This is a genomic window from Sagittula stellata E-37, from assembly GCF_039724765.1.
In the GTDB taxonomy this organism is placed as follows: domain Bacteria; phylum Pseudomonadota; class Alphaproteobacteria; order Rhodobacterales; family Rhodobacteraceae; genus Sagittula; species Sagittula stellata.
In genome coordinates, this window is sequence record NZ_CP155729.1 from 1,994,077 (window position 1) to 2,017,265 (window position 23,189).

Annotated in this window: 25 protein-coding genes; 16 read left to right on the forward strand and 9 right to left on the reverse strand. The window is 65.6% G+C overall.

What is annotated here, in order from left to right; genetic code table 11:
* The first annotated feature begins 115 nt into the window (after positions 1-115).
* Entirely contained in the window at positions 116-1,441 is a 1,326-nt protein-coding gene (locus ABFK29_RS09435; RefSeq protein ID WP_005863331.1) for a PQQ-like beta-propeller repeat protein, read from the forward strand.
* A gap of 140 nt (positions 1,442-1,581) precedes the next feature.
* Positions 1,582-3,048, forward strand: coding sequence for a ribosome biogenesis GTPase Der (der, locus tag ABFK29_RS09440; protein ID WP_005863333.1), 1,467 nt, complete (start codon positions 1,582-1,584; stop codon positions 3,046-3,048).
* 159 nt (positions 3,049-3,207) lie between these two features.
* Here der and lfb1 read toward each other — a convergent pair whose 3' ends face one another.
* From lfb1 to serS, 3 genes are all read right to left on the reverse strand, one after another.
* Positions 3,208-3,546 carry an LIC10280 family protein gene (gene lfb1, locus ABFK29_RS09445; RefSeq protein ID WP_005863334.1) on the reverse strand — a complete coding sequence of 113 codons (339 nt, stop codon included), beginning with the start codon at positions 3,544-3,546 and terminating at the stop codon, positions 3,208-3,210.
* A 132-nt stretch (positions 3,547-3,678) separates the two neighbouring features.
* A complete protein-coding gene (locus ABFK29_RS09450; protein WP_040605151.1) occupies positions 3,679-4,380 on the reverse strand; it encodes a tryptophan-rich sensory protein in 702 nt (233 codons plus the stop codon).
* Positions 4,381-4,397: 17 nt separating this feature from the next.
* The gene (gene serS, locus ABFK29_RS09455) at positions 4,398-5,690 is read right to left on the reverse strand and encodes a serine--tRNA ligase (protein WP_005863338.1); all 1,293 of its coding nucleotides are present in this window, start codon (positions 5,688-5,690) and stop codon (positions 4,398-4,400) included.
* Positions 5,691-5,918: 228 nt separating this feature from the next.
* Here serS and ABFK29_RS09460 point away from each other — a divergent pair, with 228 nt between their 5' ends.
* Complete coding sequence (locus ABFK29_RS09460) at positions 5,919-6,671, forward strand: calcium-binding protein (protein ID WP_005863340.1); 753 nt, start codon at positions 5,919-5,921, stop codon at positions 6,669-6,671.
* A 165-nt stretch (positions 6,672-6,836) separates the two neighbouring features.
* Here ABFK29_RS09460 and ABFK29_RS09465 read toward each other — a convergent pair whose 3' ends face one another.
* On the reverse strand, positions 6,837-7,478 hold the full coding sequence (locus tag ABFK29_RS09465) for a trypsin-like serine peptidase (RefSeq protein ID WP_157136618.1): 642 nt from the start codon (positions 7,476-7,478) through the stop codon (positions 6,837-6,839).
* A gap of 148 nt (positions 7,479-7,626) precedes the next feature.
* Between ABFK29_RS09465 and yajC the strand changes: the two genes are divergently transcribed.
* From yajC to ABFK29_RS09510, 9 genes are all read left to right on the forward strand, one after another.
* Positions 7,627-7,914, forward strand: coding sequence for a preprotein translocase subunit YajC (gene yajC / locus ABFK29_RS09470; protein WP_005863344.1), 288 nt, complete (start codon positions 7,627-7,629; stop codon positions 7,912-7,914).
* 7 nt (positions 7,915-7,921) lie between these two features.
* Complete coding sequence (gene secD / locus ABFK29_RS09475) at positions 7,922-9,589, forward strand: protein translocase subunit SecD (RefSeq protein ID WP_005863346.1); 1,668 nt, start codon at positions 7,922-7,924, stop codon at positions 9,587-9,589.
* Positions 9,590-9,602: 13 nt separating this feature from the next.
* Complete coding sequence (gene secF / locus ABFK29_RS09480; protein WP_005863348.1) at positions 9,603-10,571, forward strand: protein translocase subunit SecF; 969 nt, start codon at positions 9,603-9,605, stop codon at positions 10,569-10,571.
* A gap of 14 nt (positions 10,572-10,585) precedes the next feature.
* Positions 10,586-10,939 (forward strand): Mth938-like domain-containing protein, encoded by a 354-nt coding sequence (locus ABFK29_RS09485; protein WP_005863350.1) that lies wholly within the window; start codon positions 10,586-10,588, stop codon positions 10,937-10,939.
* A 47-nt stretch (positions 10,940-10,986) separates the two neighbouring features.
* Entirely contained in the window at positions 10,987-11,592 is a 606-nt protein-coding gene (ccmA, locus tag ABFK29_RS09490; protein WP_040605135.1) for a heme ABC exporter ATP-binding protein CcmA, read from the forward strand.
* Positions 11,589-12,245 carry a heme exporter protein CcmB gene (ccmB, locus tag ABFK29_RS09495; RefSeq protein ID WP_005863354.1) on the forward strand — a complete coding sequence of 219 codons (657 nt, stop codon included), beginning with the start codon at positions 11,589-11,591 and terminating at the stop codon, positions 12,243-12,245. The genes ccmA and ccmB overlap by 4 nt, the downstream gene beginning before the upstream one ends.
* Before the next feature lie 85 nt (positions 12,246-12,330).
* Positions 12,331-13,080, forward strand: coding sequence for a heme ABC transporter permease (locus ABFK29_RS09500; RefSeq protein ID WP_005863356.1), 750 nt, complete (start codon positions 12,331-12,333; stop codon positions 13,078-13,080).
* A complete protein-coding gene (gene ccmD / locus ABFK29_RS09505; protein WP_005863358.1) occupies positions 13,077-13,229 on the forward strand; it encodes a heme exporter protein CcmD in 153 nt (50 codons plus the stop codon). Before ABFK29_RS09500 ends, ccmD begins: the two co-directional genes overlap by 4 nt.
* Complete coding sequence (locus ABFK29_RS09510) at positions 13,222-13,764, forward strand: DsbE family thiol:disulfide interchange protein (RefSeq protein WP_005863360.1); 543 nt, start codon at positions 13,222-13,224, stop codon at positions 13,762-13,764. The genes ccmD and ABFK29_RS09510 overlap by 8 nt, the downstream gene beginning before the upstream one ends.
* An 81-nt stretch (positions 13,765-13,845) precedes the next feature.
* Here the strand turns inward: ABFK29_RS09510 and ABFK29_RS09515 are convergent, their stop codons facing one another.
* A complete protein-coding gene (locus tag ABFK29_RS09515; RefSeq protein ID WP_005863362.1) occupies positions 13,846-13,974 on the reverse strand; it encodes a hypothetical protein in 129 nt (42 codons plus the stop codon).
* Between the two features lie 436 nt (positions 13,975-14,410).
* On the opposite strand from ABFK29_RS09515, the gene ABFK29_RS09520 reads away from it, so the two are divergent.
* On the forward strand, positions 14,411-14,668 hold the full coding sequence (locus ABFK29_RS09520) for a YjhX family toxin (RefSeq protein ID WP_005863364.1): 258 nt from the start codon (positions 14,411-14,413) through the stop codon (positions 14,666-14,668).
* A gap of 114 nt (positions 14,669-14,782) precedes the next feature.
* Here ABFK29_RS09520 and acnA read toward each other — a convergent pair whose 3' ends face one another.
* Positions 14,783-17,572, reverse strand: coding sequence for an aconitate hydratase AcnA (gene acnA / locus ABFK29_RS09525; RefSeq protein ID WP_005863366.1), 2,790 nt, complete (start codon positions 17,570-17,572; stop codon positions 14,783-14,785).
* A 503-nt stretch (positions 17,573-18,075) separates the two neighbouring features.
* Between acnA and ABFK29_RS09530 the strand changes: the two genes are divergently transcribed.
* Together ABFK29_RS09530 and ABFK29_RS09535 are read left to right on the forward strand one after the other, a co-directional pair.
* Positions 18,076-18,498 (forward strand): GFA family protein, encoded by a 423-nt coding sequence (locus ABFK29_RS09530; protein ID WP_005863368.1) that lies wholly within the window; start codon positions 18,076-18,078, stop codon positions 18,496-18,498.
* A gap of 487 nt (positions 18,499-18,985) precedes the next feature.
* Entirely contained in the window at positions 18,986-19,687 is a 702-nt protein-coding gene (locus ABFK29_RS09535) for a DUF1223 domain-containing protein (RefSeq protein WP_157136619.1), read from the forward strand.
* A gap of 10 nt (positions 19,688-19,697) precedes the next feature.
* Here the strand turns inward: ABFK29_RS09535 and ABFK29_RS09540 are convergent, their stop codons facing one another.
* Positions 19,698-20,636, reverse strand: a complete 939-nt coding sequence (locus tag ABFK29_RS09540) for a lysophospholipid acyltransferase family protein (RefSeq protein ID WP_005863372.1) — start codon at positions 20,634-20,636, stop codon at positions 19,698-19,700.
* 294 nt (positions 20,637-20,930) lie between these two features.
* Positions 20,931-21,989, reverse strand: a complete 1,059-nt coding sequence (locus tag ABFK29_RS09545) for a FliG C-terminal domain-containing protein (RefSeq protein ID WP_005863374.1) — start codon at positions 21,987-21,989, stop codon at positions 20,931-20,933.
* A gap of 122 nt (positions 21,990-22,111) precedes the next feature.
* On the opposite strand from ABFK29_RS09545, the gene ABFK29_RS09550 reads away from it, so the two are divergent.
* Positions 22,112-22,846: a response regulator gene (locus ABFK29_RS09550; RefSeq protein WP_157136620.1), complete on the forward strand. Its 735-nt coding sequence runs from the start codon at positions 22,112-22,114 to the stop codon at positions 22,844-22,846.
* A gap of 73 nt (positions 22,847-22,919) precedes the next feature.
* On the opposite strand, the gene ABFK29_RS09555 is transcribed toward ABFK29_RS09550, so the two are convergent.
* The gene (locus ABFK29_RS09555) at positions 22,920-23,072 is read right to left on the reverse strand and encodes a hypothetical protein (protein WP_005863377.1); all 153 of its coding nucleotides are present in this window, start codon (positions 23,070-23,072) and stop codon (positions 22,920-22,922) included.
* Between the last annotated feature and the right edge of the window lie 117 nt (positions 23,073-23,189).

Consider the following 23,189-nt stretch of genomic DNA (forward strand, 5'->3'; position numbering starts at 1 on the left):
GCCCGCGCCGCCGGATCGGACCGATACGGCGGCGGACTTGGGACGGGAAGACAGGCCCGGGGCCGTGGCACTTCGAAGGCCACGCGGGTCCGGCGGGCAGAATGAGGACGAGACGATGCGGCGCAAGGCTATTCTTCTGACCACGCTGGGTGTGCTGGCTTTGGCTGGCTGCGAGGAGAAGGATCCGGTGCTGACCGGTGAACGCCTCAACGTCCGCGACGTTCTGGAAACGCGCGCTCCGGCGGAGGGCGAAGCCCAGACGGTGAGCCGCGCGTTCTCGGCCCCGCAGATGGTCAACAACGCCAACTGGACGCAAAGCGCGGTCTCACCCTCGGTGCGCACCACGAACGCCGCGCTGTCGAGCGCGCCGCAGCCGTTGTTCTCGGCGCCGATCGGAGCCGGTGACAGCCGCCGCCTGCGGCTGGACGCGGAGCCGGTGGTGGCCGATGGACGTATCTTCACGATGGATGCGCGCAGCGTGGTCAAGGCCACCGGCCTGAACGGCGAGGCGCTGTGGTCCACCGACCTGACCCCTCCGCGCGAGAAGACCTCGCTTGGCGAGGGCGGCGGTCTGGCCGTGGGCGGTGGCCGCCTGTACGTGACGTCTGCCTACGGTGAGCTGGTTGCGCTGGACCCGGCGACGGGCGCGAAGCTCTGGACGCAGGAGTTCGGCAACACCTCGACGGGCGCCCCGAGCTACGCCGACGGGCTGGTCTACGCGGTTTCCGGCGACACCACCGGCTGGGCGGTGGAGGCGGCGGACGGCAAAGTCCGCTGGCAGCTAGACGGGCAGGGCGACGTGGGCAACGTTGCGGGCGGTCCGGCCCCCGCCATCGGCGACCAGCATGTGATCTTCTCTTACGGATCGGGCACGGTGCAGGGCGCGTTCCGGCAAGGGGGCCTGCGGCTCTGGAGTTCCGAGCTGCTGGGGCGGCGACCGGGCGTGACTCTTGCGGGCTTCGATGACGTGACCGGCGATCCGGTGATCTCGGGCGACACGGTCTTTGCGGGCAACCATTCGGGCCGCGTGGCGGCGATGTCGGTCTACACCGGCGAGCGGATCTGGGAAGCGCCCTATGGCGCGGAGGGTCCGATGTGGCCAGCCGGGGATTCGGTGTTCTTCGTGTCGGACCTGAACCAGCTTGTCCGTCTGGACGCGGCGACGGGGCAGGAAATCTGGACGGCGGATCTGCCGGGCTACGTGCAGCGCCGCAAGCCGAACAAGCGGCGCGACAGCGCCTATGCGAACATGGGGCCGATCATGGCGGGCGGACGGCTGATCGTGGCCGGGTCGGACGGGCAGTTGCGGGCGTTCAACCCTGCGGATGGCACGCTGGTCCAGACCATCGACGTGCCGGGCGGTGCGACGACGCGGCCCGTGGTGGCCGGCGGCACACTCTATGTCGTCTCGAAGAAGGGCGTGCTGCACGCCTACCGCTGATGTCCCGGGGCCTGCTTCGGGGGTGATTCCGAAGAGGCCTGCCGGGGGCAGCCGATCTGTGCCGGACGGTGCGGTCCGCGGGGCCTTTCGCGCGTGCGGAAAATGCGTTACATGCGCGATCTGATCCGCGGAGCCGTTCCATGTCCTTCTCTCTCGCCATCGTCGGGCGCCCCAATGTGGGCAAGTCGACACTGTTCAACCGTCTCGTCGGCAAAAGGCTGGCGCTGGTCGACGACCAGCCCGGCGTGACCCGCGACCTGCGGGAGGGCGAGGCGAAGCTGGGCGACCTGCGGTTCACCGTGATCGACACGGCGGGACTTGAGAACGCCAACGACGATTCTCTTCCCGCGCGGATGCGGCGCCTGACGGAGAGGGCGGTGGACATGGCGGACGTCTGCCTGTTCCTCATCGACGCACGAGCGGGGCTGCTGCCCGACGACCATGTCTTTGCCGAGATCCTGCGCAAGCGCGCCAAACACGTGATCATTGCCGCCAACAAGGCCGAAGGCTCTGCGGCCGACGCCGGTGTCTTCGAGGCTTTCGAACTGGGTCTGGGCGAACCGTTGCGCCTGTCGGCCGAGCATGGCGAGGGGATGCCGGATCTCTACTCGGTCCTCCTTCCGCTGGCGGAGGGGTTCGACGCGGCGCGCGCGGGCGACACGCCAGAGACGGATGTCGCCGTCTCCGACGAGGATGAGGACGACGACAGCGTGCCGATGCCGACGCTGGCGCGGCCGCTGCAGATCGCAGTGGTGGGCCGCCCGAACGCGGGCAAGTCGACGCTTATCAACCATATCATCGGCGAGGACCGTCTGCTGACCGGGCCTGAGGCGGGGATCACGCGCGACGCGATCTCTCTGACCCACGAATGGGGCGGTGTGCCGATGCGGATCTTCGACACCGCGGGCATGCGCCGCCGGTCGAAAGTTCAGGAAAAGCTGGAGAAGCTGTCGGTCTCGGACGGCATCCGGGCGGTCAAATTCGCCGAGGTGGTCGTGGTGCTGCTGGACGCGGCCATTCCTTTCGAGACACAGGACCTCAAGATCGCCGACCTGGCCGAACGCGAAGGGCGCGCCGTGGTGGTGGCGGTCAACAAGTGGGACATCGAGGGCGAGAAGCAGGAAAAGCTGAAGTGGCTGCGCGAGCAGTTCGAGCATGTCCTGCCGCAGCTGCGCGGTGCGCCGTTGGTGACGGTTTCGGCCCGGACCGGCAAGGGGCTGGACAAGCTGCAGGAGGCGGTGATGAAGGCCTACACGGTCTGGAACCGCCGCGTGTCCACAGGGCAGCTCAACCGCTGGTTGGAGGCCATGATCGCGCGCCATCCGCCCCCGGCACCGCAGGGCCGCCGGATCAAGCTGCGCTACATGACGCAGGCGAAGACGCGGCCGCCGGGTTTCGTGGTGATGTGCTCGCATCCTGACAAGCTGCCGGAAAGCTATTCGCGCTATCTGGTCAACGGGCTGCGGGAGGACTTCGACATGCCCGGCACGCCCATCCGCCTGCATATGCGGGGGCAGGGCGACAAGAACCCCTACAAGGGGCGCCGGACGAAGAACGCAGGCGCGCTCAAGAAGCACCTGGGGTCGCTCCAGAAGAAAAAGGACTGATCCGGATGAATGGGCGCCCGTTGGGCGCCCATGCTGTTTGCCTCGCCGCGCGCCTCCGGCGCGCGGTTCGGAGGCGCCTGCGGCGCGGCGGGGACTGAGGATTGGCGCAGGCAGGGGGGACCGGCGTGCCGGAGAGGCCTGCGTTTCCCGGACGTCGTCTCAGTCGGTGGGTTCGGCCCGCTCCAGCGCCGTGCCGTCGTTCCAGGTGCCGTGCAGTTCGCCGTCCTCCATGACCACGTAGACCGCCGGAAATGGGTCGCCATACGAGATGGTGAGGACGCGGCCCTCAAGCGTGCCGGTGCCCTTGTAGCTGGCATCTTTCGTGGTCCACGCGGCCGCATAGCCGCTGCCTTCGGGTGTCAGGACCAACGCGCCGGCATAGGCGGATCCGTCGGGGTTCAGGCCCTCCACCCGGTATGTACCGGCGATGTCGCCGGACTGGGCAAGGAGGGGCGACGCCGCGAAGGCAAGGGCGGCAAAGGTGGAAAAGTGGCGCATCGGAAAGGCTTTCTCTGGAACAATCGGCGAGAGACTAGGCCGATTCCCTGAAAATGCGAACGATTTTGGGACAGGCAGGATACCAGCAAGATATGGGCAAGATACGGGCAGGCACCCGGCCCGCCCGTCAGGTCATTCCGTATCGGTGGCGCGCAGAGACAAGATCGCGACGATGCCCAGAAGGGCCAGACCCGCGACAGCCGCGTTGAACGGCTGGGAGTTCTGGAAGATGACACCGATCAGCGCCCAGATCACCGTTATGCCGTATTCCGGCGCCCGGTGCAGGCGGAACTGGACAATGAGGGACACCGCCAGCGCCAGCGTGAGCGAGATGAGGGCGGAGATCGTCGGCGAAAACACGTCGTAACCGCCCAGGACCACGCCGAGTGCCACGAAGGCGGCGGCGGTCAGCCAGCCGGAATAGATCGCCACCGGCGCCTGTTGCAGCCAGCGGTCCGTGTCCCCGACGCGGAAGAGGGCGCGCAGGGCCGCCGCCAGCATCAGGAAGATGAGAACGGTCGATGCCAGCGGCGAGACGCTGGCCACGGGCAGCCACGTCGACCCGAGCGCGAGGCTGAGCGACAGCCAGGGGCGCATCGGCCCCCAGTCCTCGTCGTCGGAGCGGCGGATCGCGCCGAAGATCGCAGCGACCAGCAACCAGACGTAGATCAGCCCCCAGATCGAGAAGGCGTAACCGGACGGCTGGACCGGCGGCTCCTCGATGATCTTCGGAAACTGGTCGGCGGTGAAACCGTTGAAGTCGGGCACGACGAAGTAGGAGGCGATGAACGCCAGCGTCGCAAGCAGACAGGCCCAAGCCCAGAGACGTTGCATCATGGCGCCCCCCGGTCTCAAACTAAGTTACCGGACGCGTCGAGGCGAGTCTTGCCACGCAGCCACGGATGCAGCGCCTCGGGGAGGTCGACGGAGCCGTCCGCCTGCTGGCCGTTCTCCAGCACCGCGATCAGCGCCCGGCCCACGGCAAGTCCCGATCCGTTCAGCGTGTGCAGGAAGCCGGGCTTGCCGCCCTCTGTCGGCTTGTAGCGGGCGTTCATCCGCCGCGCCTGAAAATCGCCGCAGGTGGAGACGGAGCTGATCTCGCGGTAGGTGTTCTGGCCGGGCAGCCAGACCTCGATGTCGTGGGTCTTCTGCGCGCCGAAGCCAATGTCGCCGGTGCAGAGCACGACGGTACGGTAGGGCAGGCCCAGCTTTTCCAGGATGGCCTCCGCGCAACGGGTCATGCGCTCGTGCTCTTCCAGCGATTTGTCCGGATGGCAGACAGTCACCATCTCCACCTTCTCGAACTGGTGCTGGCGGAGCATGCCGGAGGTGTCGCGGCCCGCGCTGCCGGCCTCAGATCGGAAACACTGCGAATGGGCGGCATACCGGCGGGGCAGGTAGCCCTCGTCCACGGTCAGCCCGTTGACGATGTTGGTCAGCGTCACCTCCGACGTGGGGATCAGCCACCAGCCGTTGGTGGTTTCGTAGCTGTCTTCGCCGAACTTCGGAAGCTGGCCCGTTCCGTACATCATCTCGGGGCGTACAAGGACCGGTGTCCAGGTCTCGGCCAGGTCGTGTTCCTCGACATGGGTGTCGAGCATGAACTGGGCAAGCGCGCGGTGGATGCGGGCGACGCCGCCCGACAGCAGCACGAAGCGCGAGCCGGAGAGCTTGGCGGCGGTTTCGAAATCCATGCCGGGCTTCACGCCTTCGAGTTCGTAGTGCTCCTTCGGAGTGAAGTCGAAGCTGCGCGGCTCGCCCCAGCGGCGGATTTCCACGTTGTCGTTTTCGTCGGCACCGTCGGGCACGTCGGCCAGCGGCAGGTTCGGCAGGCCCATCAGCAGGTCGGTCAACTGCGTGTCCAGAACCTTGGCCTTCTCCTGCATCTCGGCGACCTCGGCCTTCTTTTCGGCCACGAGGGCGCGGAGGCGTTCGAACTCTGCCTCGTCGCCCGATGCCTTGGCCTTGCCCACCTCCTTCGACGCCCGGTTCTGGTCCGCCTGCGCGGTCTCCGCCGCGAGGATCGCGGCGCGGCGCTCGGCGTCGAGGGCGAGAACGGCGGACGACATCGGCTCTGCCCCGCGGCGGCCAAGGGCCGCGTCCAGAGTTTCCGGGTTCTCTCGGATGGCGCGGATGTCGTGCATTTGGGTCTCCACGGAAGAATGCGTTCGAGTCGCAGCGCTTATGCCCGAAGTTTCGAAGGGAGTGTAGGGGCCAGCCTGACGCGGGTCCATCTGGCGCTGGATCGCCATTGTTCAATGCTTGCGGATAGTCCTTTGCCGTTTAACGGGATTTTTCCGTTTGAGGGTGATGATGCCGGAAACCACGGGACAGAGGCGCCCGGGATCGAGGAGCAATCACGGAGCAATCGCATGGGGTTCGGCCTGATGGCGGTCGTCGGCGCAATGGTGCTGATGGCCCTGCAAGGAGTGATGGAAGACGTCCCGGAACCGGGCGAGGACGTCATTCGCGAAGACGATACCGTGGTCGGCAGCGACGACGACGACATCATCATGGGAAACGGCGCTTCCGAACTGCTGTTGCCCGACGACGGCAACGATCTGGTGCGCGGCGGGGGCGGGAACGACACGATCTCGGACCTGCGCTGGGACGAGGACGCGGTGATGACCGACGCGGGCGCGGTCAATCCGAACTGGAGCGACGACACGCTGTTCGGCGGCACGGGCGACGACATCATCACCGCGACCGGCGGGCAGGACGACGTGAACGGCGGGGCGGGGGACGACCGGATCAACACTATCGACCTGCACCCCGATCAGCCCCATGCGCCCGACCGTCTGTTCGGCGCCGCCGGCGACGACTGGCTGGTGGGCGACGACGGCGACACGATGATCGGCGGGGCGGGGACGGACTTCTTCTCCAACCTCATCGACGAGCCGGAGGATCAGCCGGTGATGATCCGCGACTGGCAGCGGGGCGAGCAGGTGGAACTGCTGCTTTATCACCCGTCCCTGATCCCGGCGGACGGCAGCGCACCGGTGGCGGACCTGCGCGACAGCGACGAGGGCGCGGTCCTGTCGGTCAACGGCCACGACGCGGCGGTCTTTGCCGATGCGCTTGCACGGGACCTGAACGGGCATGTGCGCGTGGTCAGTCGCGTCTGAGGCAGACGGATGAGCCAAAGGACAGAAACCGGCTGGGCCACGGGTGCCCGGCCGGTTTTCCTTTGGGCAGAGCTTGCGCAGGGTGAGCGGCAACCCCACCGGTTGCCCTGACGGCCCCGGCCAACTGGCGTCCCGCCCACAGCGAACACCGCCCTCCCGGCGCGGTCAGCGTCGTGCAAGCTGACCGAGAAGCCAGGCGTCCACCGGAACGACGATGGCCTCTTCCTCGACCACTGCGGCGATGACGGCGACGAGCCGTCGGCTGCGCCCTTCGCCGAGTAAGACCGGCCCGCCGGACTGGCCCGGCTCCACCCGGCAACGGATGCGCCAGAGCGGGCCTTTCTCCTCACCGTAACACAATGGCGTGATCGTGAGCTGGTGCGGTGCCGAACGGCGGTATCCCATCAGGGTCAGCGGCCCCGGTGGCACGCCAAGCCCCACGGGCAGCGGGCTTGGGTCCAGCGCCAAATCGAGCGTCACCAGCGCGATGTCATGCGCGATGTCGAAGCGGCCTTCGCTGTAGGCTTTCGGATGCACGGTCACGGCCTTGATTCGCGCGGCACCCGTGTGGTGCTTTCCGTCCCAGCCCGCGACGAAGGTCATGTCCCCGACCCGCTTGAGATATCCGTCGGTGGGCGTTGTGACGCAATGGGCGGCGGTCAGCGCAACATCGGGGGCCACGAGCGTCGCGGTACACATCTCGCGGTGACGGTAGCCGGCAAGGTTCAGGCGACCGACCGCATTCTCGGCAAGGGCCGTGGCAGGTGGCAGGGCGGCGGCGACAGTCAGGAGCAAAACCCGTAACATGGCCGCAGCATAGCGCGTGACGGGCCTGCGCGACCATCTGCCAGCCTGCCGCGCACCTTGCATCCGGGCGCAGGTCCGCATAGGTAACGCCCAATTTCGCGGGGGATGCCCCGCCGATCCGACACAGAGATCCAGCAGGGAGCATCCAATGGACCAGAACGCCCTTTCCTCTTTCGTGATGATGGGTTTGATCTTCGCGATCATGTATTTCCTCCTCATCCGTCCGCAGCAGAAGAAGGTGAAGGAGCACAAGGCGATGATCGAGGCGGTCCGCCGCAACGACATCATCGTCACCCAGGGCGGGATCATCGCCAAGGTCGTCAAGGTGAAGGACGATGCCGAGCTCGAAGTGGAAATCGCCGATGGCGTGAAGGTGCGGATCATGCGGTCCACCATCGCGGCGGTGAAATCCAAGACCGAACCCGCAGAGGCCTGAGACCCACATGCTGCAGATCGATGCCTGGAAGCGTTGGCTGATCTGGCTCACCGTCGTGGTGGGTCTGCTTCTTGCCTTGCCGAACCTGTTCTATGGACGGGTCGAGATCCACAACGACGCGGTCAAGGCCATCGAGGCAGGTGACGATACGTCGGAGAACCGCGCGGCAGAGGCCGAGTGGCCGTCTTTCCTGCCGTCCGGGCTGGTGAACCTCGGGCTCGATCTGCGCGGCGGTGCGCACCTGCTGGCGCGGGTGCAGACCGCGGACGTCTACAAGGCCCGGATGGAGTCGCTCTGGCCGGAAGTGCGGGACCTGCTGCGCGACGAGCGCGACACGGTGGGCACGATCCGCTGGAATTCCGAAGCCGTCGACCGCGGCGAACTGCGGGTCAGGCTTTCGAAACCCGAAGGCATGCAGCGCGCCATCGAGGTGGTGCGCGGGCTGGCGCAGCCGGTGGTCACGCTGACCGGCGCGGGCGCGTCGGATATCTTGGTGCGCGGTGAGGGCGACGAACTTGTCGTGACGCTGTCGGAGGCAGAGAAGCAGGCGACCGACGACCGCACGCTGCAGCAATCGCTCGAAATCATCCGGCGCCGCATCGACGAGGTCGGCACCCGCGAACCGACGATCCAGCGGCAGGGCGCGGACCGCATCCTGATCCAGGTGCCGGGCATCGGCTCGGCCGCAGAGCTGAAGGCGATCATCGGCACCACGGCGCAATTGACTTTCCAGCCCGTCGTCGGCCGGACCACCAACGAAAACGACGCGCCCGGACCGGGGAACGAGCTGCTTCCGTCACTGGACGAGAAGGGCCTTTATTACGTGTTGGAACAGACCCCGGTCGTGACCGGCGAGGAGCTGACGAACGCGCAGCCGACCTTCGACCAGAACGGGCGCCCGGCGGTGAGCTTCAACTTCAACCCGTCGGGGGCGCGCAAGTTCGGCGACTACACGGCCGCGAACATCGGCTCGCCCTTCGCCATCGTGCTGGACGACGAGGTGATTTCCGCCCCCGTGATCCAGAGCCACATCGGCGGCGGCGCGGGTATCATCACGGGCAACTTCACGGTCGAGGAATCGACCAACCTTGCCGTGCTGCTGCGCGCGGGCGCTCTGCCGGCAGGACTGGAGTTCCTGGAGGAACGGACCATCGGGCCGGAACTGGGGCAGGACAGCATCGAGGCCGGCAAGCTGGCGACCGGTGTGGCCTTTGTCGCGGTGCTGGGCTTCATGGTGGCCAGCTACGGGCTGTTCGGCGTCTTTGCCAATATCGCGCTGATCCTGAACGTCGCGCTGATGTTCGGCCTGCTGAGCCTGATCGGGGCGACGCTGACGCTTCCCGGGATCGCCGGGATCGTACTGACGGTCGGCATGGCGGTGGACGCCAACGTGCTGATCTTCGAGCGCATACGCGAAGAGCTGAAGACGGCACGCGGTCCGGCGCGGGCGATCGAACTGGGCTATGAAAAGGCGCTGAGCGCCATCGTCGACGCCAACATCACAACCTTCATCACCGCCGTGATCCTCTACGTCATGGGCTCCGGCCCGGTACGGGGCTTCGCGGTCACGCTGGGCTTCGGGATCATTACCTCGGTCTTCACCGCGATCTTCGTGACGCGGCTGTTGATCGTGACGTGGTTCGAACGCCGCCGCCCCAAGACCATCGAAGTTTGAGAGAGAGCCTTACATGCGACTGAGACTGGTCAAGGACGATCTGAACTGGGACTTCTTCTCGAGATCCAAGCTGTGGCTCGGCATCTCGGGGTTGATGGTGGTCATCGCGCTGGCAAGCTTTTTCATCCAGGGGCTGAACTACGGTATCGATTTCCGCGGCGGCACGACGATCCGGACCGAAAGCGCGGAGCCGGTCGACGTAGGCGCCTACCGTGATGCGCTCGCGTCGCTCGGACTGGGCGACATTGTGATCTCGGAGGTGTTCGACCCGAACTTCCGGGACGACCAGAACGTCGCGATGGTGCGCATCGGCGCGCAGGACGGCGAGGAAGCGGTCAGCACCGAGGTCATCGATTCGGCCGAGGCCGCCCTGAAGGAGGTCGCCCCGGACATCCGTTTTACCTCGGTTGAATCGGTGGGTCCGAAGGTTTCGCAAGAGCTTATCCAAACCGCCGTTCTGGCGGTGGGCCTCGCGATTGCGGCGGTGCTGGTCTACATCTGGCTGAGGTTCGAGTGGCAATTCGCGCTGGGGGCGGTGATCGCACTGATCCACGACGTGGCACTGACCATCGGTATTTTCAGCGAATTGCAGATCCGCTTCGACCTGGCGATCATCGCGGCGTTGCTGACCATCGTCGGCTATTCGCTGAACGACACGGTCGTGGTTTTCGACCGGGTGCGCGAGAACCTGATCAAGTACAAGTCCAAGGACCTCAAGGAGGTCCTGAACATGTCCATCAACGAGACCATGAGCCGTACGATCATGACCTCGCTGACCACGCTTCTGGCGCTGATCGCGCTTCTGGTGCTGGGCGGCGACGTGATCCGTGGCTTCGTCTTCGCCATGACGTGGGGCGTGATCGTCGGCACCTATTCGTCGATCTTCGTCGCCTCGGCCTTCCTGCTGCGGCTCGGGGTGAAGCGCGACTGGTCGAAACCCGCGGACACGCCGGGCACGCAGTTCGGTGACATCGACGCCTGAACGACGGAGGCCATATGCGCCTGAACGAGATCATCTATACCGACGCCCGGCCCGTGGACGGTTATGGACCGGGCTTCTTCCGTGTCGGCGGCGAGGTGCATGAAGGTGCGCTGCTGCTGTGGGACAAGGGAAAGGCCGGTTGGGGCGGTTTCGAGGATGACGGCAGCCTGCTGAGCTTCGTCGATCTGGTGGATGTGATCCTCGTCGGCACCGGGGCGGAGATCTCCTTCCTGCCGAAAGAGCTGCGCGAACGGTTGGAGGCCGAGGGGCTGGGGGTCGAGGTGATGAGTTCACCTTCGGCCTGCCGGACCTACAACGTGCTGATCAGCGAAGGGCGCCGCGTCGCGCTGGCGGTGCTGCCGGTCTGAGGCGGAGGGCGCTTTCTCATGATAATTCAGGGCCTTCGGTGACGGCGTTGCGGGTATCCGGGCTGGGGGTCGCACGTGGCGGCGTACCGGTGCTCGAAGGGCTGACCTTCGAGGTCGGCCCCGGCAAGGCGCTCGTCCTGCGCGGCCCGAACGGCTCCGGCAAGACGACGTTGCTACGCACCATCGCCGGTTTGCAGCCGCCGCTGGAGGGGGAGATCGCGGGCGCCGGTGAACGCATCGCTTACGCCGCCCATTCCGACGGTCTGAAGTCCATGTTGACGGTCACCGAGAACCTGAGGTTCTGGGCGCAAGTTTTTGGCACCGAAGACATTTCCCGCGCGATCAACGCTTTCGACCTGATCCCCTTGCGGGACCGGCTGGCTGGCAGTCTGAGCGCCGGGCAAAAACGCCGTCTTGGGCTGGCGCGGTTGATGGTGACGGGGCGGCCGGTCTGGGTGCTGGACGAGCCGACGGTGTCGCTGGACGCCGCCTCCGTCGCGCTGTTTGCCGATGCGGTGCGCGCGCACCTCGCGGGCGGTGGCTCGGCACTGATGGCCACGCATATCGACCTCGGGCTGAAAACAGACGTTCTGGACGTGACGCCCTTCAAGGCGAAGCCGCGTGTCGCCGCCGAAGACGAGGCCTTCCTGTGATTGCGCTTTTGGTCAGGGACCTGCGGCTGGCGGTGCGGGCAGGTGGGGGGTTTGGCCTCGGCCTCGCGTTTTTCCTGATCGTCACGGTGCTGGTGCCCTTTGGCGTGGGGCCGGAGACGGGCCTCCTGTCGAAAATCGCGCCGGGTGTCCTTTGGATCGGCGCGCTTCTGGCCTGCCTCCTGTCGCTGGACCGCATCCTCGCGCTCGACTGGGAGGACGGATCGCTCGACCTGCTGGCCACGGCCCCCTTGCCGATGGAGGGCATCGTCAGCGTGAAAGCGCTGGCGCACTGGATCACCACAGGCTTGCCGCTGGTGGTTGCTGCGCCCGTGCTGGGCGTGCTGCTGAGCCTGCCTGCCGGGGGCTATCTGTGGGTCTTTGTCAGCCTCGCGCTGGGGACGCCGGCGCTGTCGGTCATCGGGACATTCGGCGCGTCTCTGACCGTCGGGCTGAAGCGGGGCGGGCTGCTGATGTCGCTGCTGGTTCTGCCGCTGTACGTGCCGACGCTGATCTTCGGCGCAGAAGTGGCGCGGCGCGGCGCCGAGGGCCTGCCGGTGGCGACGCCGCTGGCGATGCTGGCCGGGATCAGCTTCGGTGTCGTCGCGCTATTGCCGTTTGCCAGCGCCGCCGTGCTGCGGATCAACCTCAGGTGAGGCAAGGGGCTGGGCGCCCGGGGACATATTGCCTCGGGCCGATATTTGGGGTGTATGGAATTCGGGGGCGAAGGTAGGGAGAGCCATGGCGTCGATCTGGGAATATGCCAATCCGGTCAAGTTCATCCGGACCACGGACCGGGTGTTGCCGTGGCTGTCGGCGGCGGCTGTCATCGCGTTGGTGGTCGGGCTCTTCTGGGGCTTCTTCCTGACGCCCGACGACTACCGCCAAGGAGCGACGGTCAAGATCATCTACCTGCACGTTCCCGCCGCTCTGATCGCGATCAATGCCTGGCTCATGATGCTGGTCGCCTCGCTGATCTGGATCGTACGCCGCCACCACGTGAGCGCGCTGGCGGCCCGGGCGGCGGCGCCGGTCGGGGCGGTGATGACGGTGATCGCACTGGCCACCGGCGCGATCTGGGGGCAGCCGATGTGGGGGACTTGGTGGGCGTGGGATCCGCGTCTGACGTCCTTCCTGATCCTGTTCCTCTTCTATCTCGGGTACATGGCTCTTTGGGAAGCGATCGAGAACGATGACTCGGCGGCGGACCTGACGTCGATCCTGTGCCTCGTGGGGTCGGTCTTTGCGATCCTCAGCCGCTACGCAGTCAACTTCTGGAACCAGGGCCTGCATCAGGGCGCGTCGGTCATGCGGGCAGGTGCGTTGGCCGGCGACACGGAAGAACGCGTCTCCAACGTCTATGCCGTGCCGCTGTTCGTCTGCATGGCGGGGTTCGTCCTTCTGTTCATCGCACTGGTCTTCCTGCGCACCCAGACAGAGATCCGGGCCCGGCGGACAAGGGCGCTCATGGCGCGGGAGAGGGTGGCATGATCCCGGAACTGGGTAAGTTCGCGGGGCCGGTGCTGGCCTCTTACGGGGTGTCGCTTGCATTGCTGGCGCTGCTGATCGTCGCGTCCGTCCGGCGGTCGCGGCGCGTGAAGCGCGAACTGGAACAGGTGGAGGACCGCAAGGATGTCTAAGGTGTCGCCGCTGATGATCCTGCCGCCGGTGATCTTCGCCGCCTTCGGGGTGATGGCCTACCTCGGGCTGAAGAACAGCGACGAAACGCACCGCCTGGAATCGGTCTTCGAGGGCAAGCCGGTCCCGGCAATGACGGATGTTGCGCTGGAGGGCCATCCGGGTATCACGCCGGAGATGCTGGCCCGGGGCGAGGTCGTGCTGGTGAACTTCTGGGCCTCCTGGTGCCCGCCGTGCCGCGCCGAGCATCCGCAGCTTCTGGCGCTGCAGGCTGATGGCTTGCCGATCCTTGGCGTGAATTTCAAGGATCAGGCCAAGAATGCGGTGTCTTATCTGGAGGACGAGGGCAGCCCGTTCGAAGCGGTCGCCTTCGACCCGAACGGCCGCACGGCGATCGACTGGGGGGTGACCGCACCGCCGGAGACCTTCATCGTCGACGGCGACGGCACGGTCTTGTTCAAGTTCGTGGGGCCTCTGGTCGGATCGGACTACGAGCAGCGGTTCGTGCCGGAGCTGGAGAAGGCGTTGGCCGACTGACAATTGCCCGGCGCAGGTGCGCGCGTGCAGGTCGGATGCCTCCGGCGGAGGTATTTTTTGCCAAGATGAAGGGCAGCGCCGTCAGAGTTCGCAGACGGTGGCCTGCTGATGGGTGTCGCACGGGGCCTTGTTGTCCTGTGTGCCTGCGTAAGCGCCGATCACGGCGAGCAGGAGCAATGCACCTGCCTGCAGAAGGGTAATGACTTTCATCTCTGGGCGCCTCTCTTTTCGGTCTCTTGCGTGGGCCGTGACTTGGAAATGGTCCCGTCGGCGGGGAATTAAAGGGGGGGGCCGGCAAAGACAGGGGCGCTTTGCGGGGGTTGAAAATCTGCGCGGTGGCCTGCCGGTGGCCGCGAATTTCGGCAAGCTCCTGCCGAAGCGGGAGCGGCGGGCCTGCCAGTCTTAGCGTTTGTTCAAGGAACTCTGGAGGTCAGGAAAGCCTGACCCGGGGCTTGTCGGCTGGCGCGTCTGTTGCTATCGATTCCGGATGCGCCCGATCCCGGGCCGATGGAGTTTTCATGTTGGAGAATGTGGCGGGCCGCTGAGGGCCGGGCTCACAGGATGAACGCCGGTCCCGACGAGACCTGACCTTCCGCGCGCTGGCCGGAGGGTCAAAGTTGCACGTCTGATCCGGACATGACTCTCAATGAATATCTCGAAATACGAACAGCGCGTGTTGCACGTGCTGGCTCAGGGCGGCGCGATTTCCTTCAAGCGCGGCGACAATGGCAAACTGCAGGACGTGACGTGCGTCACGCGCGACGGCCACGTGCTGAACGACTGCACGCTGGCGGTGGTGGAGCGGTTGAAGAAACGGCGGCTGATCCGGTCGCGGGGTGGCGCGGCCTACCGCGTCACACGCGCGGGGCTGGCGGCCGTTCGGGCCCAGCTCGACCAGCGTTGACGGGCGCGGCACAGGGTAGGGCGGGGCTGCGCGCCGCCCCGCCTGAAGGCAGAAAGCGCCCCTTTGGGGGGGGGCGCTTTCGATTTCACATGGTGGTGGCTTCGGGCCGTCGGCTCACTCGGCGGCCACGGCGTCGCCGAATGCCAGGTTGCGCAGCACGTATTGCAGCACACCGCCGTGTTCGATGTATTCCACCTCGATGGCGGTATCGATCCGGCACTTCAGCGTGATCTCCTTGGTGGAGCCGTCCGCGAAGGTGATGGTGCAGGGCGTTTCCTGACCCGGCTTCACATCGTCAAGACCCTTGATGTCGACAGTCTCGTCGCCCTTCAGACCCAGCGATTTGCGGGTGTCGCCGCCAGTGAACTCGAACGGGATGACGCCCATGCCGACGAGGTTCGAACGGTGGATGCGTTCGAACGATTCGGCCACGACCGCCTTGACGCCCAGAAGCGCCGTGCCCTTGGCCGCCCAGTCGCGCGAAGAACCCGCGCCGTACTGTTCGCCGCCGAAGATCACGAGGGGCGTGTCCTGATCCTGATAGGCCATGGCCGCGTCGTAGATCGAGGTCTGCTCGCCGTCGGGGCCCTTGGTGTAGCCGCCTTCGACGCCGTCCAGCATCTCGTTCTTGATGCGGATGTTGGCGAAGGTGCCGCGCATCATGACCTCGTGGTTGCCGCGACGGCTACCGTAAGAGTTGAACTCGCGTACCGGCACCTGACGCTCGACCAGATACTGACCTGCGGGGGTCGATTCCTTGAAGGAGCCTGCCGGAGAGATGTGGTCGGTGGTGATCATGTCGCCCAGGATGGCCAGAACGCGCGCGCCCTCGATGTTCGAGATGGTGCCCGGCTCCTTGCCCATGCCCTGGAAGTAGGGCGGGTTCTGGACGTAGGTCGAGGTCGCCGGCCAGTCGTAGGTCTCGCCGCCGTTGACTTCGACGCCCTGCCACTTCTCGTCGCCCTTGAAGACGTCGGCATACTTGGCCTGGAAGCTTTCACGGGTGACGGTCTTTTCGACCAGGTCCGCGATCTCGGCGTCCGACGGCCAGATGTCCTTGAGATAGACGTCGTTGCCGTCCTTGTCCTGTCCCAGCACGTCGGTGGCGATGTTGACGTTCATGTCACCCACCAGCGCATAGGCCACCACCAGCGGCGGTGAAGCGAGGTAGTTGGCGCGGACGTCCGGGCTAATGCGGCCTTCGAAGTTGCGGTTGCCCGACAGCACCGAGGTCGCGACCAGATCGTACTCGTTGATCGCCCTGGAGATCGGCGCGTCCAGCGGACCGGAGTTGCCGATGCAAGTAGTGCAGCCATAGCCCACGAGGTTGAAGCCGATGGCGTCGAGGTGTTCCTGAAGGCCGGCGGCCTCGAGGTACTCGGACACGACCTGCGACCCCGGGGCCAGCGAGGTCTTCACCCAGGGCTTGCGGTTCAGGCCCAGCTCATGCGCCTTCTTGGCCACGAGACCCGCGCCGATCATGACGTAGGGGTTCGAGGTGTTGGTGCAGGACGTGATCGAGGCGATCACGATGGAGCCGTCGTGCAGCTGGTAGTTGCCGTCGTCGGTCGCGACGAAGCCGCGCTTGTGGCTGCCGGTGTCGCCGGGGATGTCGCGGGGTTCGGGCTTGCCGCCTTCGCCTTCCCAACGGACCTCGTCCTTGGCCGGGACGTCCTGACCGTTGCGAACGCCCTTGATGTATTCGGCAAAGGCAGGGGCGGCCTTGTCCAGCGCGATGTAGTCCTGCGGACGCTTGGGGCCCGAGATCGCGGGCACGATGGTGCCCATGTCGAGTTCCAGCGTCGAGGAGTAGACCGGGTCGTAACCGGCGTCGCGCCACATGCCGTTTTCCTTGGCGTAGGCCTCGACCAGCGCGATGCGGTCCTCGTCCCGGCCAGAGACGCGCATGTAACGCAGGGTCTCGCCGTCGATCGGGAAGAAACCGCAGGTGGCGCCGTATTCGGGGGCCATGTTGGCGATGGTGGCGCGCTGCGCCAGCGGCAGGTTGTCCAGCCCGTCGCCGTAGAATTCGACGAACTTGGACACCACGCCATGGGCGCGCAGCATCTCGACGACCTTCAGCACGAGGTCGGTGCCGGTGGTGCCTTCGACCATGGAACCGGTCAGCTTGAAGCCCACGACCTCGGGGATCAGCATCGAGATCGGCTGGCCCAGCATGGCGGCCTCGGCCTCGATCCCGCCGACGCCCCAGCCCAGGACGGCTGCGCCGTTGACCATGGTGGTGTGGCTGTCGGTGCCGACGAGCGTGTCGGGGTAGGCCACTTGCTCACCGTTCTGGTCCACGTCGGTCCAGACGGTCTGGGCGAGGTACTCCAGGTTCACCTGGTGGCAGATGCCGGTGCCCGGGGGCACGACGCGGAAGTTGTTGAACGCGGTCTGGCCCCACTTGAGAAAGGCGTAGCGTTCGAGGTTGCGTTCGTACTCGCGGTCGACGTTCATCTGGAACGCGCGCGGGTTGCCGAATTCGTCGATCATGACGGAGTGGTCGATGACCAGATCGACCGGGTTGAGCGGGTTGATCTTCTGAGCGTCGCCGCCCAGAGCCTTGATGCCGTCGCGCATCGCGGCCAGGTCGACGACCGCCGGAACGCCGGTGAAGTCCTGCATCAGAACGCGTGCCGGGCGGTAGGCCAGCTCGCGGTCGCCCTTGCCACCGCTCTTCGCCCAGTCGGAGAACGCCTTGATGTCGTCCAGGGTGACGGTCTTGCCGTCCTCGAAGCGCAGCATGTTCTCCAGCACGACTTTCAGGGCCGCGGGCAGCTTGGAAAAGTCGCCGAGCCCGGCGGCTTCGGCTGCCGGGATGGAGTAATAGGCGACGGTCTGGCCGCCCGCTTCGAGCGTCTTGCGCGTTTTCGCGCTGTCTTGGCCGACTTGAATGGTCATGGGAACCTCCGATGGGTGACGGAATGTGATAGCCGTGTCATGCCGCAACGCCGCAAACAACTCAAGGGGTCCTTGGTGTTTTGTATGCCATTGTACACAGAAAAATGTCGCAACGGCGTCTTGGGTTCGGATCGCGGGTGTTCCGGCCTGTATCACGGGATACCCGACGCGCCGCGTTAGACGCACCGACCGGATGTTGAGGATCGGTGTGAAGACCGCCAAGACCCCTTGGTACGACCAGGCCAAAAGCGCAGGCTCAGGTCTTCACCTGGACGAAAATACCTCGGGGGAGTCCTCGCAGAGGACGGGGGCAGAGCCCCCATGCCGCGCCGCTTCCCAGTCCGACACGCATGTGACCAACTCGGTCACCGAACGGCATCGCGCCAAGGTTCCGCAGGACGGTGGCGAAGTTCAGTGGTAAAGCTGGACATACTAAAGAACCGGTCGCGAAGTATTGACGCACGGGGCGGGTGCGGTTTGGGTCAGGCCAAAAGGAGAACCCCATGCAGGAAGAGATCTACGATGCCGGCTGCCTTTGTGGTGCTCTGCGGGTCTCGGCGCGTGGCGCGCCGCTGCGCGTCGGCATCTGCCATTGCCTGGACTGCCGAAAGCACCATGGCGCGGTGTTCTATGCGGCGGCGCAGTTCGAACCCGGACAGGTCACCGTGACCGGACCGTCCCGCAACTTCAGGGGCAGGTATTTTTGTCCGACCTGCGGCGGCTCGGTCTTTGCGGAAAGTGACGACGTGATCGAACTGCACCTGGGCGCGTTGGATGCGCCCGACCGGTTGCAGCCCGAGTACGAGCTCTGGACTTCGCGCCGTGAGAGCTGGTTGCCGCCCTTTACGGAGATGGCTCAGTTCGAGCGGGAAAGAGACGACCCGGACGCGGCTGGATATGACATGGGCCCGTCCGAATTCCGTTAGACATCCGGCCCTGGCCTGCATCCGGCCCGGCGGACAGGATGCAGGCCAGGGCGATCGTGGAGGTTTCGTCCACCAAAGCGGTGCATGCCCGCGCCATCTTGCCCCGGACGTGCGCTCTGCCGGTCCCACGCGCCACGGAACAGACACGGGTCGCCGCGACGCAGTGGAAGATGCCGCGCGTCATGGGCAAGTGGCAGGCGGCGACTGCTTCACGGCCCGCGCCCCGACTGGGAGGCGGGTCATGATCGGTGCCGACAGGGGTAGGGATTGCGCCAACGGGAAGACCGGCGCCCGCACCGAAAGGGCCCGCTCTGCCTTCACCCGAACGCTCCGGTGGACGCCAACACCCGCGTGCCGGCCGATCCCCGGAACTGGTGGGCTGATGCGTCGGGGCGACATATGTCACTTTCCTCGCCAATCCTTGATTGGCGTTTGAGGCAGGCTGCCGTTACATCGAATTGGTCCGACAACAACAGCAGGCAAACTCATGCGCAGGCATCTCTCATTTGCGATGGCGATCTGGATCGGGCTCGCCGGCGGTGTGGCCAGCGCAGAGACAGCGCATCCCGTCGTCGTGGAGTTGTTCACGTCTCAGGGGTGTTCCTCCTGTCCGCCTGCCGACGCCCTTCTGGCCGAGCTTGGGGACCGCGACGACGTGATCCCGCTGGCGCTGCACGTCGATTACTGGGACTACATCGGTTGGAAAGATGTGTTCGGAACGCCCAAGGCGACGAAGCGTCAGAAAGGTTACGCGCGCGCCAACGGCTGGAAGATGATCTACACCCCGCAGATCATCGTGAACGGGCGCGAGGACGTGGTCGGGTCGCGTCCCGGACAGGTCGCCGCTCTGATCGAGGAACATCGCGGCGACGTCAGTCACGTGGACCTTTCGCTGAAGCGGATGGGCGACCGTGTCGTCATCCGGGCGACCGGCGACGGAACCGCGCGCCCCTGTGACATCCACGTCGTGCGCTACCTGCCCTCCGAAGAAGTGGCGATCAGGCGCGGCGAGAATGCTGGCAAGACCATCACTTACACCCACATCGTGCGCGACTGGGACGTTGCGGCGCGCTGGGACGGTCTGGGTACATTCGAAGGCGCGGTCCCCGTGCCCGCGGGCACGCCGGTCGTCGTCATTCTGCAGGAGCCTAAGAACGGCGCGATCCTCGCGGCGCAAAGGCTGCGCTGAGGCATTCGCATCAGTCGGAAGTTGTGGCCTCAGCCGGGCGGTGCTTGGCCACGCGCTTGGGTTTCCAGCGGCGATGCGTCCACATCCATTGGCCGGGATCCTCTTCGATACGCGCCTCCAGCCGGGCTGTGACTTCCGCCATCATGGTCACCGGATCGGTGTGCGGCACAGGTTCCTCGAACACCGCGTCAAAGCCGTAGCGGTCTGCGCGCCGGATACCGAAGTAGGGCAGCAACAAGGCATTTGTCCTCAGCGCGATCTCTGCCGGTGAGGTTGCGGTGGGCGCGGGCTGTCCAAGAAAGTCGATCAGCTCGCCCGAGGATTCGAAGACGTCGAAGAGCATCGCCGCCATGCCGCCCCCGCGCAGGTACTTCATCAGCCCAAGCGTACCGCGCCGGCCCTGCACGAACATCTCTCCGCCGACGTCGCGATAGTTCTGGACGTACCTGTTGTTCATGTAGGGGTTGGACATCGCCCTCAGAAAACCCGCCGTCTGGTAGCCGCGCGCCAGCAGCGCCGCGCGGGGCAGGACGGGGCTGCCGTAATGGCCGGAGATCAGCAGGACCGGACGACCGGCAGCGCGCGCCTCTTCCAGCGCAGGCAGACCGGGGCCGGTCAGCGGATATCGGCTGCCGCGCGCCAGCATTTCCTTGGGGTCGTAGTTCTCGATCAGCGCGCGGGCGAGGTTGTCGATGGCCTGTTCGGCGATCTCGTGTTTGCGTTCTGTCGGCGTGTCCGGCCAGACAAGGTCGAGGTTGGCATAGACGCGCTTGTACCACCCCAGCGGTGGCGCAAGGCATTTGCGCGTCGCCCATCCCGCCAGCCCAAGCCTCTGGCGGGCAGGGAGCAGCCGGATCGTGCCGATGAAGGCGTTGAAGGCCATGTCGGCAAGCCGCTGGCTGAACCGGCCTTCCGGCGCGTCCTTCGATTTGTCTTCGCCCGTCGCCAAAGTCTGCCTTCCCGCGTTTGGCGGTGTTTTAGGTCCGGCGCCCGGCAGCGGCAAGGGGGCGGGTTCAACCGCCTGTCACGAGGTGGTCCGCGAGCGGGCAAACTTCCGGTCGGGATGGGCTGGCCCGCGGCGTTGGAGGTAGGCAAAGGGCGACGGAGAGAGGAAGTGATTGCAGGCGGCACGTGCGGTGGTTCTTTGACAGGCCGTCACGTCCGCATTCGAAAAGCCGGGCGGTAAACCGCGATGTTGTTCACGCACATGTACCGCAACGTGTCGCCCCGATACCATTTTCCTCTATTCCTCGGCGTCCGGATCGAGCAGCTCGATCTCGCCGACCGAAACCAGGTCCCGGATGGCCGAGACCACGGCGGCCATGGCCTTTTCCCCGACCTTCGGCTTTACGTTGCCCTTGTTGGCCGCCTCTTCCCGCAGGCTCTCTGCCATGCGTTTCGACATGTTGGACAACAAGAAATCTGCGGTGCGTTGGTCATCCTCCGCCGTGGCGGCGGCGAGCGCCACAGCGAGCGTATCGGGCTGCACGTCGCGGGTGATTTTCGGGACATCGATGGCATTCAACCGCTCGGGTATGTTGGCGAAGGTGAAGATCGCCTTTCGCACGGCCTCTGCAAATTCCGCGTCTTCCTGTTCGAGCTGCTGAAGCAGTTCCTCCCGGACGGCGCTATTGGAATAGTTGAGGATCGCGCCCAGCCGTTCGTCGGGGCGTTTTGCGAAGGCCTTCTCCGGCTCCGCATCGATCTGGGCGGCCAGCGATAGTCCGATCCGGTCGACCGCATCCGGCGTGACCCCCGTTGTCATGGACACCGCGTAAGAAATCCGCCGCGCCTTGTCGCCCGGCAGTTTCGCCAGAACTTGCGCGGCCTTGCCCACGTCGATCTTCGACATCATGACCGCCGCAACCTCCGTGCTTTCGGAGAGGACCAGCGCCTCCAGCCGTTCGACGGCCAGATCGTTGATGCGGTCCCAGGGATCGCCGGTCTGGCGCACGCCCGCCTCTTTCCTCAGGCGGGTCGCGGTGCGCGGATTGATCCGGCCGTCCAGCGCGGTCAGCGCACCCGCCATGTCGCCGGGAAACGAAAGGCCCACCGATTCCAGTTCGTCGGAGAATTCCGTCACCACCTGGTTCAGCGTCTCGCGGTCGATGTAGCGCATGTTCCCGAGGAGCATGGTCAGTTCCTCCTGCAGGTCGTCGGGCAACGAGGCGAGCGGCACGTCGCTTTCCTCGTTCAGCAGGAATTGCACGATGATCGCCGCCTTTGCCTTCCGCGACAGGGGCAGCCTGCCGCCGCCAAAGGACGGGCTGGGCAGGGCGGCGAGCGCATGCATGTTGGTCATTCGCGATCTCCGGGATTTACGTCCGGAACAACTGCTAGCGGCTCAAGGTTTCCGGCCCGTTAAAAGCGAAGTGCCACAAGGCCGCTTTCCCAGCATCTTCGACGATTTCGAGATAAAGGCATGTGGCGCGGCAGGTGCCGTTTAACACGGCGTTAGGGAGGCCGCGCTCATCATGCATCGAGGTTCTGGACCCAAGTTCCGCCAGACAAAGCGACATAGGATTTCAGATGCAACGGACCGCCCGAAAAATGGACTTCCCTGAACCGCAGTCTGTCGCGATGCCGCGAACCCGGTGTCTCGTCGTCGATGACGACGTTTTCGATCGGGCGATGCTGGGACGCTGCATCGGCAAAGGCGTGACGGACGTAGAGGTGCTGGAGGCCGATTCCATCGCGGCCGCGCGCGCCCATCTGCACCGCGTCAGGCCCGATATCGTGCTTGTCGATCACCGATTGCCGGACGGCCAAGGCACCGAATTCGCCTTGGAATTGATGTCGGACGGTGCGTTCGCAGACGTTCTGATCTGCGTGGTCAGCAGCGTCGACCCCAGTCTTCTGGACCCCGGTGTTGCCACCTTGCCAAAAGACGCGCTAAGCCGCGTCGGCCTGACGCGCATGGTGGAAGAGTTCCTGGCACGGCGACGGCTTTCGCGGGCGTCCGCTGACGGTGCCCTTGTCGCGGACTTCGGCGCGCATGTGAGCGACAGTCTGGATGCCGCCGTGGCGCGGATGCTGCGTACATTGCGTCGCGCCAAAGGCGGGGCACGTCGGACAATCCCGCGCGCGGCCATGAACGATCTGGACCAGCTGGAAAGCATGATCCTGGCGCTGTCCGACGTGCGGCAACGCATGCATTGAACGGCAAGTCCTTAGTGCGCGACGCTAGGGCGTAGGGAAAAAGCCGCAGTGCTGTCGCGCTACTGCAAAGGTGTCAGCCCGTGACGACCTTGCAGCTGTGCGAGTCGGAGTCGTAGGCAGATCCCTCGGCGCAGGTCATGGCCTGTTTTTCATGCCACTGGCAGGCAGAGCCAAGCGCGGGGACAAGGGCGAGCGCGGCGGCAGTGAGAATCGTCGTGATCTTCATCGGGTCGTCCTCCTGTTGGAATAAGGAGAAAGATAACACGCAAATGTCACTTCTCAAAACGTAGCCGTGCTGGAGTGTACCTCACCATTCCGTGAATGAGCTGCCCAATGGCGGCAG